Below are 13,023 nucleotides of genomic sequence, written 5' to 3' on the forward strand. Positions count from 1 at the left end.
TATGAAAAGATTATATAAGCTTTTAATATGTATTATAGCGGTTCTCTTTTTGCTGCCTGCACCTGTACAAGGTGCAGAAATAAAGTTTCCCTCACCAACTAATTTAAAGTATGTAAATGACTATGTAGGAGTGCTTGACGAGGAAACTAAAGCATATGTAGTATCTGTAGGGAAGGAACTTGAAGATAAAACAGGGGCACAAGTTACCACAGTTATAATAAATTCATTAGAAGGAAGCGACATAGAAACTTATGCAAATAAGCTTTTTAGGAGTTGGGGAATAGGACAGCAGGGAAAAAATAATGGACTTTTAATTCTTATCTCCATGAAAGATAGACTTAGAAGAGTTGAAGTAGGAAAAGGTCTTGAAGGTGCTGTGCCAGATACCCTAAGTGATAGGATTATGGAAAACCTATTTAAACCTCCTTTTCAAGCTGGAGATTATAGTAAAGGAATAAGGAATTCTTATTCAGCCTTTGCAGATGCTGTGGCTAAAGAATATAACGTTACATTAGAAAAAAATAAACCTGTAAATTTAAAAGGAACTACTTCAAATGCCGATAGAAGAACATCCAAGGTCCCAGGAATTATAATAGGGCTTTTAGTTCTAGATTTCTTATTAAATAGAGGAAGAATAACAAGAACGCTATTAGAATTAATGTTTTGGAGTTCCTTCTTTGGTGGAAGGGGCGGCAGAGGAGGCCCTGGCGGCTTTGGCGGAGGAGGCTTCGGTGGAGGTAGTTCGGGAAGTTCCGGTGGATTTGGAGGTTTTGGAGGAGGGAGCTCTGGTGGAGGAGGTTCCTCAGGAGATTGGTAGAATATAACTAACGTATTGATATAAAGTTTAAAATGGTAATAACAATAAAGTTAAAGCTCTCATGGAATACCGTGAGAGCTTTAGCTTTAAGGATTAATTTAATATTTTAGACAAAAATTGATAATATGTTTATTGTAAAAGATAGGGCCATTATTTATAATAGACAGTGTAAATAATAGATAAAATTACATTTATGTGTTTGGAAGGAGTATTTTAGTAGATGGGAAAAATGAAATTAAGAGGTATTTTATTGACTTTGTCAGCCATTATTGTACTGACAGGTTGTTCAAAAGGAAAAGATAATACTAAGTCTACAGAAAATGTAGAAGTAAACCTAACTCCAGTTCAAGTAGCTTCTGTAAAAAAGGACACTATAAAAGATATAACTATGGTTAGTGGAAAGGTAGTACCTACTCAAGAAGTAGCTGTATCACCTAAATTAGGCGGAAAGGTAACTAATATAAGAGTTAAGGTTGGGGATAGAGTAAATAAGGGAGATATATTATTTACTCTAGATGATGGTGATGCGCAGGCTAGAGTAGAACAGGCACAATCAGGAGTACAATCTTCACAGGCAGCTATCGAACAGGCACAGTCAGGGATAGCGTCAGCGGAGGCAGCTTATAAGACTGCAAAGGCGAATTATGATGCAAGCTTAGAAAAAATACAAAATGCAAAGGTTAATTTAGAAAGAATGAAAGTGCTATATCAAGAAGGAATAATATCAAAATCTCAATATGAGCAAGCAGAACTTGCTGCATCAGATAGTTCACTTCAAGTTTTAAAGTCTCAATTAGCTCAAGCAGAATCTGCATACAAGCAACCACAGGCATCACAAAAGCAAGCACAAGCAGCGATGGGACAGGCATCTTCGGCCTACAGGCAGGCGGTACAAGCCTTGGAAGATACTGTTGTAAGAGCACCTTTAGATGGATTTGTAACAGCTCTTAATATAGAAGTAGGTGAAATGTCATCAAGTATGCAGGCGCCAATTACCATATCTAGTTTAAGTAAAGTATATGTGAAAATAAATGTAACAGAAAATATTATTAATAAAATAAAAAGCGGAGATAAGGTAACAGCTAATTTTTCAGCGCTAAATAATAAGGAATTTGTGGGCACAATAAGCACTATAACGCCTGTAGCAAATTCTACTACTCAATTATTTGATATAAATATTGAAATAGACAATAAAGATAATGTTATCAAAGCAGGTATGTTTGCAAATATAAAGTTTAGCACAAATTCCAAAAGTAATGTTTTAACTGTAAATAGTGAAGCCGTACTTCAAAAGGAAGATAAGAATGTAGTTTATATAGTAAAAGATAATAAAACAATAGAAAAACAGGTATCCATCGGAATAGACAATGGAGATTTTGCAGAGATCACTTCAGGGCTGGCTCAAGGAGATAAGGTAATTATAAAAGGCCAGCACTATGTAGAAAATGATCAAAAAGTAAAGGTAGTAGAAGGTGTTAAATAATGAATATATCAAAGTTATCTGTAAAACGTCCTGTAACAACATTGATGTGTATTTTTATAGTCCTAATTTTAGGGTTTGTCTCCTTTTCTAAAATATCTATTGATCTATTGCCAAATATCGAGTATCCCGTAGCAATTGTATCCACAAGCTATCCTAATGTTGGATCAGAGGAAATAGAAAAGCTAGTGACAAGGCCTATAGAACAAGCAGTAGCTACTGTAGAAAATATAGATACTATATCATCTATAAGTTCGGAAGGAAGTTCCATAGTAATAGTTCAATTTAATTTTGGAACAGACATGAACTTTGCTTCTCTTAAAATGAGAGAAAAGGTTGATATGGTAAAAGGAATGCTGCCATCAGAAGCTAATACCCCAACCGTTTTAAAACTAGATCCTAATGCACAGCCTATAATGCAGCTTTCAGTATCACAGGGAAATGATCTAGCAAAGATGCAAGCATTTGCAGAAGATACCATAAAACCAGCATTAGAAAGAATAGAAGGGGTTGCATCTGTAAGTATATCAGGAGGCTATGAAAAAGAAGTTGTAATAAATACTAATGCAGCTAGATTAAAAGGTTATGGATTAAGCATTGACTACATTGCACAAATACTTGCAGCGGAAAATTTAAATTTACCAGGCGGTACGGTAAAAAAAGGTAACCAAGAATTGTTTATAAGAAATATAGGTGAATTTACAAATTTAGAAGAAATTAAGAAGGTTCCGATACCTTTAAAAACTGGAGGAATAATTTATCTTTCAGATATAGCTGATATCTCTTTCCAAAACAAAGCTAAAACTTCTATTTCAAAGATAGATGGAAAAGAAAACATAAATATTAGTATACAAAAACAATCGGGAACAAATACTGTGAAAATAGCAAATCAAATAAACAAGCAAATAGACAAATTAAAGAATGAGTACTCAAATTTACAAATAGAAAAGGCATTTGACCAGTCAGAATATATAAGTAAATCTATAAGTAATGTATCAACCAGTGCTGTTACAGGGGCAATACTTGCAGTATTTATACTTTACATATTTTTAAGAAATATAAGGAGTACTTTCATAATAGGAACGTCTATACCAATTTCTATAATTTCAACATTTATACTTATATACTTTAATGGAATCACTTTAAACCTTATGACGTTAGGGGGACTAGCACTTGGGGTTGGTATGCTTGTTGATAATTCAATAGTTGTACTTGAAAATATATATAGATTTAGGCAACAGGGATACTCAAGGATTGATGCAGCTATACAGGGAACTCAAGAAGTAATGATATCAGTTATAGCTTCAACGCTTACAACAGTAGCTGTATTTTTACCTATAGCATTTGCACAAGGTATCACTGCTATTATATTTAAGGAGTTAGCTTTAACTGTTACATTTTCTCTAACAGCATCTTTAATTGTTTCGTTGACACTTGTGCCTATGTTATCTTCAAAACTACTAAAGGTTGACGAGTATCAGGGAAAACATCATGAGGGTAAGAACAAATTGTTTTCCAAGATTTACGACGGATTTGATAAGGCCTTTGCATTTGTAGAAAGTAAATACAAGGGGTTATTATCTAGAGCATTAAAGCACAGAAAGATAACTGTTATTATTACAATAGTAGCATTCATATCAAGTATGGCATCTTTAGCAGTCGTTGGTTTTGAGTTTTTTCCTGCAACAGACGAAGGACAATTTACTGTAAGCATAGAATTGCCAGAGGGAAGCAAAGTTAAGGATTCAGAATATGCATTAAGTACTATTGAAAACAAAATAAAAGATATAGATGAAATAAAATCTTTATTTTCTAATGCTGGTGGAGGCAGCTCCATGTCATTTACTTCATCAGGGCAAAATAAGGGAAGTCTTACAGTAAACTTAGTACCTCTAAAAGAACGAAAAAGAAGTACAGCTGATGTAGTAGATGAGGTGAGAAATTTAGTCAAGGATATACCTGGAGCTAAAATTAATATTCAGGCAGCTTCTGCAAGTATGGGAGCTAGCGGATCAGCAATTAGCATAAAGATAAAGGGAGATAATTTAAACACTCTAAAGAATATAGGAAATAACTTTAAGAATGTTATAGAATCTGTGGATGGAACAAGAGAAGTAAAATTGAGCTTGACTGAAGGAGCCCCAGAAGTGCAAGTTAAAATAAATAGGGAAAAAGCGTCGCAGTATGGAATTACAGCAGCGCAACTTTCAGCACAAATAAAGGGAGTGATGGATGGCAAGGTAGCTACGAGGTATAAAATAGATGGAGATGAATTAGATGTTATCATAAAAGGTGATGATGTATTTTCAGAAAGTATATCTAATTTAAAACAAGTTCTTATACAGACACCTACGGGAATAAATGTTCCCTTAGAGCTTATAGCAGATGTTTCTATAAATCAATCAACATCATCAATAAATAGAGAAAATCAAGTTAGAACTATTACTGTAAATAGTGATATATATGGAAGAGACTTAAAGAGTATTACAGATGAAATTTCAAGCAAGCTGTCTTCAGTTCAGATGCCAGAAGGATACACCTATGAAATGGGTGGGGAAAATGAGCAAATGATGGATGCTTTTAGTGATTTGATACTTGCATTAGGATTGGCTGTAATACTTGTATATATGATACTTGCAGCCCAATTTGAGTCTTTGATTCATCCATTTACAATTATGTTTTCTGTACCACTAGCTTTTTCAGGAGGAATTTTTGGATTGTTTATAACAAGAAGAACCTTCAATGTACCAGCGTTTATAGGACTAATAATCCTAGCGGGTATAGTAGTTAATAATGCGATAGTTTTAATAGACTACATAAAAACAAGAAGAGGCAGAGGGGAAGAGAGACAAGAAGCTATATTAAATGCAGGCCCTACAAGACTGAGACCAATATTAATGACTACATTAACTACAGTATTAGGACTTGTGCCTATGGCACTTGGAATAGGAGATGGTGCGGAGATCCAAGCTCCCCTAGCCACTGTGGTTATAGGGGGACTTACTCTTTCCACATTGCTTACATTAGTAATAGTACCTGTAATATATACTTTATTCGACGACTTGATAGTTAAAACGAAGAAGAGATTTAGAAGAACTAGTAATAAAGAAATTAGTATGTAATAAATAAAGATTTAGATTTTAGAAATTAGCATTTAAAATGCATAGTAGGCCACTAGAATAAAAATTATGAATTTCTTAGTGCTGCATTTCTAGAATTTAAATCCTTCTAAAATTTATTATCTCTACGCATTAATGAACTTAATTTTAATATTAGTCTGTAAGTTCAAGATACATAAAAAAGGAGGAGAGAAAGAAATGAAAAAAAAGTCTTTTTTAATTGGAATACTTTGTGCATCATTAATAAGTGCAATAGTCATTTCTCCAATGTTAAATATAAAGGCATCTAGCACAGAAGATGGCACAGTATTAAATTTAACAAAAGAAAAAGCAGTAGAAATGGCCCTAAGCAATGCTGATAACTTTCAAAAGTTGGATACAATATCTAAAAATATGAATGTACAACTAGATATGGCATTAGACTTAAAGGAAAAAATGCAGGAGACTTTAGATGCTATACAAAACTATAAAAATCTTTATTCAAGAATCAAAAAGATAGAGGGAAATCCTGCATATGACTTAAGGCAACAATTAATTTTGTTAAATAACAAAAACCCTAAAAGTCCAGAAGATGAAGAAATGATAAAAAAGCTTGAAGAAGAAATAGAAAATAGCCCATTGTCAAAAGATGAAGAAAAAGAGTGGGAGAAAATTAGATTATTACCTGGGCAATTGGCTAAAATAGAAGTTTATAAGCGTATGTTTGGAGGAAATCCCCCCAATTATACTCCTAAAGAAGAATTTAATATGTTTATAAAAAATAGAGATTTCGTATGGTATTCAGTGGATAAAGAAATAAAAAAGTTAGATTTAAGTAAAGAAGCTGCTGCAGAAAGTATTAAAAATTCCGTAGCAGAATTATACGATAATATAGTTCAATTAAAGAGCGCAATAAATCTTCAAAACAATGTCTATAATAATCAAAAGAGAGAGTATAATAATTTAGTTATAAAAGTAAGTCAGGGACAAATATCCGAAACAGAAAAGATAATAGCTGAAGCAGAATTAAATAAATTAAAGCTTCAGATAGGTTCAATAACGCGAACTAAGGAGAGCTTAGAAATGGCTCTTAAAAAGCTTTTAGGGGAAAGTCTAACCAGAAGAGTTAATATTGAGGGGCAGTATATTTCGCTAGAATCGATACCAAATATAGAAAGTCTAGTAAATAATGCATTATCCAAAAGATCAGAAATAAAAAGTGCTCAAATTGATATTAATGTAAAAGAAAGAGAATTTGATATTGCTAAGGGTTATTTAAAAAGCGAAGATAACGATTTGAAAAAGATAGAAAGTGAAGTTGTACAAAAAAAGTTAATTTTAAATAATGTGGAAAATAATATAAAATCAGAAATAAACAAGGCGTTTTTAGAGGTTCAGGAAAAAGAAATCATTATAGATTTAAACAAGGCTAAGCTGGAAAATAACAAAAAACAGTTGGAACTTATGGAGCAGAGATATAAGCAAGGTATAATACCTATGAGTACAATTTTGAATTTTAATTTAGCTATATTATCTGCAGAGATGGAATATCAAAATAGTATGCTTGATTTAAATAAATCCATAAATAAATTAAAATCAGCGTCTGAGATAGGACCGTCTTATTATGAATCTATAAGTGGAGGGAATTAAAATGAAGAGATATTGTGTAAAAAAACGTAAAGGCATAAGTATTATTGGGATCACTGTATTAATTGCAGCAGTTTTTTATGGAGGGAAAATACATGTTGCTGCATCTAATAATAATGTAAGTAGAAATGATGCAATAAAACTGACATTAGATAATAATAGGGACTTAGGTCAGCTGTTGGAAAACAATAAAACGGCTAAGTTAGATTATGAAGAAGCAATAGATGTTAAGTATAAAGAGGGAGATAGCGAGTTAGAAACTGCGAAGAGACAAGACCTTTATCCTATGAAAACTGAAAAGGCAGTCAAAGATTCTGAAAATGAAATAAGTGAAAAAAAGAAATCCTTAGAGATAGACGTAGAAGAAAAATATTTTAGTATTATTATCCAAGATGAATTTATAAATTTACAAAATTATAAAGTAGAAACTTTATATAAGCAGCTTGAAAATAAAAATAAACAAGTGGAGCAAGGAACTCTAGAAAAGACTTCTACTATGGCTGAGGAATTAAATCTTCAGGTAGGTAAAAGTGAATTATTAAAACTTCAGAGAGAAAAACAAAATTTGTTAATGAATTTAAAAAATATCATGGGAAAGAATTTGAACGATAATATAGTTTTATCAAGTGAGGAGATACCAGTAGCTGAATTAAAATTAAAGGATTTAGATGATACTATAAAGCAAAAGGTTCAGGACAGTTATGAAGTTGTATCATTAGAAAAAAATAAGGAACTCTTAGAAAAAGAAAAGGAAGTAACAAATGATAACAATGCTGAAGAATTATATGATGATCAAATAAAGATTTTAGCTAATAATATAATTCAAGCAAATTATGACATAAAAAGTAAGCAAGTTTCTATAGAGTATAAATTAAGAAGTGACTACAACAGTTTATTAAATTTAAGAGATGATATTGAAATAAAAAAGCTTGATTATGAAAAAAATAAAAAATTGTGGGAATCAGCAGTAAAAAGGCAAGAAGTTGGAATAAGTACGGAAATAGAAACTAGACAAGCCAAAGAAGCTGTGGATAATTCAAGTATTCTATTAAAGCAGGCGCAGCTTAAGTATTATATAGCTGTGAGAAATTTTAATAATTTAATAAATTAATAAATTAGGGAGTTTGCATCTGCAAACTCCTTTTTAATATTAAGATAAATCTTCAATCGCTAGCTTAAAAGATTAATTGAATAAGAAGAGGTTGAAATGAGAAATATAATTTTAAATGTAAGCTAAAATCTATCAAAGGAAGTGTTTAATACATGCCAGATGCTTGGACTCATATTCTTTGTGCTGAAGATGCCATAAAGGGGATTCCAGATGGAAAATATAGAGATATACTTATAAACAATAAGGCGCTCTATAACTTTGGAGCCCAGGGGCCAGACCCTCTGTTATATTGTAAGTTCTATAATCCTTATCAACGTAAGTTTATGAAAAAGTTAAGTCAAGTGCTCCATACCGCCAAAACCTCAGAGTTTTTAATTTTTCTTATAGAAAGTTTAAAGGAATCAAATGACAACAGAGAATTTGAAAAAGTATTTGCTTATGTATCCGGTTTTATAACCCATTATGCATTAGATACACTAGGGCATCCCTTTATTTATTATTTTGGAGGAGTATATAATCCTAAATATTCGAGTACTAAAAAATATGACGTATACCATAAACAATTAGAAGTGATAATTGGAGCAATTGAAGTTAAAGCTAGAGGTGAGAAAAATACTAATAATACTCCTATCTTTAGGCAAATGGAAATAAAAGAAGGAATGCCACATTGTATAAATCAATTGATTCACAAAGGGTTTTGGGAGATTCATAAAATAAGTGTAGAAGAAAATTTAATAGAAAACTCATATAAGGATATGAAGAAGAGTTTAAGATACATGATGGATGAGAACGGATGGAAAAGAAAGGTGCTTTATATAGCGGAAAAGATGTTCTCCAAAAAATTTAAAATCAAAGCAAGTATTTATCCTAAATATATAAATGTAACTTTAGATTATTTAAATAAGGAGCATAGAAGATGGAATCATCCATGTAATCTTAACGAAGTGTATTATAGTGATTTTGATGAAATTTATGAAGAGGCAGTTAAGGAATGTAGCAAAATGATATGCTCTGTTATAGATTATTTAAATTGTAAAATTTCGGCGAAGGAAATGACAAAAATTTTTCCTGATAAATCTTATGAAACAGGAAAGCTTTTGAAAGATTATTCCAAAATGCAGTACTATAAATGCATTTTTGAAAAAAATGTAGAAAATTAATTTTGAATTACTAAGAGAATTTCACTTAGATGAGATTCTTTTTGATTTTTGGTAAAAACTTTTAGTGTTTAGAATGTGTAGGATTGTTGTACAAGCACATTTTTATTAGTATAATATATTAGGAAGTTAGAGGTGATACATGTGGAAAAAAAGAAGAAGAAAAGAAAGAAGAAAAAAGCACTAATATTAATACTATTATTCTCAGTTATAACAGTTGCAGGTATAGTATCTGCAGGGATAAGTTACATGTATAACACAGTCAAAGCCTATGAAGGGTTAATATATCCAGGGGTAGTTGTGGGCAAAACGGACTTATCTAAAAAGACATCAGAAGAGGCTAAAAAGATACTTAAAAGCGAGTATTTAGATAAAATAGTTACTAAGGAACTTTCTATAAATACTCCGGGGAAAAAATACACCATTAAGTTTGGAGAAATAGGGGCTAAATTTGATTTAGATAAAGCAACAAACGAAGCTTTAAACTATGGAAAAAATTTAAATCTTATTTCAAAATATAAGCTTATAAAGAATCCTGTGCAAAAAAATGTTAACTTAGATTTTTCCTATAATGATAAAAATATTAAAAGTTTTATTGCAAATATAGGAAAGGAAATAAATAAGGAACCTATAAATGCAAAGCTTACGAAAGTAGGAGGATTTAGTGTTTCAGAGCATCAATCAGGAAGAAAGCTTACAAGTGACAAGTTACAAAAAGATGTCTCATCTAAGATTAATGGAGAAATTGGGGTAAATATAGAAATAGAGGCACCTATAGAAGAAATAAAGCCTACTATAACTTCTGATAAACTTAGATTGGTAAATACAAGAATTTCATCTTTTTCGACTAATTACGGAGCTATTTCATCTCCACAAAGAGCTAATAATATTCAAAGGGCAACTCAAAGTATAAATGGTACTGTATTAATGCCGGGAGATACATTTAGTTTTAATGGAGTAGTAGGAGAAAGAACTGTAGCAAGGGGATATCAAGCAGCAGGTGTTATAGTGGGAAATCAAGTTGAGTCGGGACTTGGTGGCGGAATATGTCAAGTATCATCTACTTTATATAATGCTATACTTAGAGCTAACCTAAAGTCTACTGAAAGGGCTCATCATACATTACCATCTAGTTATGTGCCGTTAGGAAGAGACGCTACTGTGGATTGGGGAACTATTGATTATAAGTTTAAAAATACATTAAATTATCCTATATATATAGAAGCATATACTGCAGGAGGGAATGTGGCATTTAATGTATATTCAAATAACCAATTAACATCCAGAAGTTATGATATAACTTCAGAAATATATGAAACCATTCCATCAACTACACAAACAGTACAGGATGCCTCATTACCAGAAGGTGAGCAGCAGGTAACGCAAAAGGCTTATACAGGATATAAAGTAAGGGTTTATCAAAATACCTATGAAAATGGAAGTGTTATAAATAAGGAACTTATATCAAACGATTTTTATAGACCTGTAAATGGAATAATAAAAGTAGGAACTAAGAAAAGTTAAATATAAGAACATACATTAAAGAATTAATTTAATGTATGTTTTTTTGTTTTATAATTGGATATAATTATAAAGAAATGGGGTGGAGATATGGAAAGTGACAAATTTATAAAGAATATAGTTTATAATATTAATAATGTAATAATAGGAAAAGAATATGAAATCTTTAATATATTAAAGGGTATAATTGCAGGAGGACATATACTTATAGAAGACGTTCCAGGAGTAGGAAAAACCACACTAGTAAAGGCCTTAGCAAAATCCCTTAATTTAAACTATAGTCGTATCCAATTTACACCAGACCTATTGCCGTCAGATATTTTAGGAATTTCTATATATAATCAAAAGGTTCAAGAATTTCAGTTTATAGAAGGACCTATATTTACCAATGTACTACTGGCAGATGAGATAAATAGAACTTCACCTAAAACCCAGTCAGCTCTTTTAGAGGTAATGGAGGAAAAGCAAGTTTCTGAGGGAAGGGAAACTTATAAACTTTCAGAGCCATTTATAGTACTTGCAACTCAAAATCCCATAGAATATGAGGGAACCTTTATAATGCCTGAAGCGCAATTGGATAGGTTCATGATAAAGGTTAATATAGGATACCCAGAAAAAAGTTATGAAGAAAAAATGCTTAAAGTTTACAGAAATGAAAATCCTATTGAAAAGGTAAATGTAATTGGAAGCAGGGAAGAACTATTAAAACTGCAGGAAATATGCAGAGGAGTGTATGTATCAGATGATATAAACACTTATATAGTCAATCTTTCAGATGCTACAAGAAATAATAAATGCTTATCATTGGGGGTAAGTCCTAGAGCTTCGTTAGCTTTACTTAAAATAGCTCAAGCTTCAGCTCTTATAAATAGTAGAACTTATGTAATTCCTGAAGATGTAAAGGAAAATGTAGTTCAAGTATATGCTCATAGAATTATACTTTCACCCTTTGGGAGAGCTAATAATTATACTCAAGAGCAAGTTATAAGGGATATTATAAAAACAATACCTGTACCTAGAGTTAAGAGAGAGATAAAATGATAAAGATAAAGAGATTTTTTATAATACTACTTTTAGGTATGTTAATCTATGCATATCTAGATGGAGGCATTCTTGCATACTCACTATTTTATAGTACTTTTTTATCATTGCTAATTTCCTTTATCTACTTAATATATATTAGAAGAAAAATTGCAATAGAAATAAGATTCAATAAGGATAAGTTATATACTAAGGATCCATGTGAGTTTACAATTATAATTAAAAATTATAGTATACTTCCCATCCCATATTTACAAATATTTAATAACACCTTGTGTAATTTTGAGAAAGGTTTTAAATATGATGTAGTAATTCTTTCAGGAGATAAAAACAAAAGAATAAAGGGGCAATTATGCTTTGATATTAGAGGAATATATAATTTAGGAGTTACAGAAGTTATAATAAAGGACTTTTTATATATTTTTACTACAACTTTTATATTGAATAGTAATGAATGTATAAGCGTGTATCCTAAGGTGTACTCTTTTACTCATAAAATATTTCATGGATATAATGAAATTAGCATAATAAATTCAAATAGAAAAAACGCAGAAGACGAATCCTCTGTAAGGGACATTAGAAAGTATAGAGTAGGAGATAGCTTGAAAAACATACACTGGAAATTAAGTGCTAAGTATGGAGAACTATATATAAAAAACTTTGATTATTCCTCTGGAGAAAAATGCAGCATCTTATTAAACATGAATAAATTAAATACTATAGAGGAAGATGTAGTTGAGGAAAAATCAGTAGAACTTTGTATTTCGCTTGTAAGTTACTTACAAGGTAAAGGTATGAAGACAAGGATTTATATAAAAAATCAGGAGAATAGAAGCTTTTACATCGAAAAAAGAGGAGATGTTAGGGAACTTATGGAATACTTCCTTCTGCATAAAAGCAATGGAGAAGGAGAAATTGAATCTTTCATATATGATTCTTTAAATAGTATAGATAAGAGTACTTTGATAATAATTACTGGGGTCTTAACAGAAGAACAAGTAAATGTAATAACAAGTTTAAAAAAAATGGGATATAATTTAGAAGTTGTGTACGTCAATATAGACTTTAAAGACCTAAGTCTCATAGAACAACTTAAAAAAAATGATATTAATGCGTTATCATATAGAGAACTTATAAAAGAAGAGGAATGA

At 31.1% G+C, this 13,023-nt stretch carries 9 protein-coding genes; all 9 read left to right on the top strand.

Going from position 1 to position 13,023, the window contains the following annotated elements; all coding sequences use genetic code 11:
* The first annotated feature begins 1 nt into the window (after nucleotide 1).
* The 9 genes from DP68_RS00780 to DP68_RS00820 all read left to right on the top strand — a co-directional run bounded on the left by DP68_RS00780 (nucleotide 2) and on the right by DP68_RS00820 (nucleotide 13,023).
* Nucleotides 2-817 carry a TPM domain-containing protein gene (locus DP68_RS00780; protein WP_035304818.1) on the top strand — a complete coding sequence of 272 codons (816 nt, stop codon included), beginning with the start codon at nucleotides 2-4 and terminating at the stop codon, nucleotides 815-817.
* 220 nt (nucleotides 818-1,037) lie between these two features.
* Nucleotides 1,038-2,300 carry an efflux RND transporter periplasmic adaptor subunit gene (locus tag DP68_RS00785; protein ID WP_035304820.1) on the top strand — a complete coding sequence of 421 codons (1,263 nt, stop codon included), beginning with the start codon at nucleotides 1,038-1,040 and terminating at the stop codon, nucleotides 2,298-2,300.
* A complete protein-coding gene (locus DP68_RS00790; protein ID WP_035304821.1) occupies nucleotides 2,300-5,419 on the top strand; it encodes an efflux RND transporter permease subunit in 3,120 nt (1,039 codons plus the stop codon). The genes DP68_RS00785 and DP68_RS00790 overlap by 1 nt, the downstream gene beginning before the upstream one ends.
* A 195-nt stretch (nucleotides 5,420-5,614) precedes the next feature.
* Nucleotides 5,615-7,045 (top strand): TolC family protein, encoded by a 1,431-nt coding sequence (locus tag DP68_RS00795; protein WP_035304823.1) that lies wholly within the window; start codon nucleotides 5,615-5,617, stop codon nucleotides 7,043-7,045.
* 1 nt (nucleotide 7,046) lies between these two features.
* Nucleotides 7,047-8,153 carry a TolC family protein gene (locus DP68_RS00800; protein ID WP_035304824.1) on the top strand — a complete coding sequence of 369 codons (1,107 nt, stop codon included), beginning with the start codon at nucleotides 7,047-7,049 and terminating at the stop codon, nucleotides 8,151-8,153.
* Nucleotides 8,154-8,305: 152 nt separating this feature from the next.
* Nucleotides 8,306-9,313 (top strand): zinc dependent phospholipase C family protein, encoded by a 1,008-nt coding sequence (locus DP68_RS00805; protein WP_035304826.1) that lies wholly within the window; start codon nucleotides 8,306-8,308, stop codon nucleotides 9,311-9,313.
* A 141-nt stretch (nucleotides 9,314-9,454) separates the two neighbouring features.
* Entirely contained in the window at nucleotides 9,455-10,834 is a 1,380-nt protein-coding gene (locus DP68_RS00810; RefSeq protein WP_052085579.1) for a VanW family protein, read from the top strand.
* An 87-nt stretch (nucleotides 10,835-10,921) separates the two neighbouring features.
* Nucleotides 10,922-11,872: a MoxR family ATPase gene (locus DP68_RS00815; RefSeq protein ID WP_035304829.1), complete on the top strand. Its 951-nt coding sequence runs from the start codon at nucleotides 10,922-10,924 to the stop codon at nucleotides 11,870-11,872.
* Nucleotides 11,869-13,023 (top strand): DUF58 domain-containing protein, encoded by a 1,155-nt coding sequence (locus DP68_RS00820; protein WP_035304831.1) that lies wholly within the window; start codon nucleotides 11,869-11,871, stop codon nucleotides 13,021-13,023. The genes DP68_RS00815 and DP68_RS00820 overlap by 4 nt, the downstream gene beginning before the upstream one ends.

The sequence above is a fragment of the Clostridium sp. HMP27 genome (assembly GCF_000765165.1).
GTDB lineage: Bacteria > Bacillota > Clostridia > Clostridiales > Clostridiaceae > Clostridium_AK.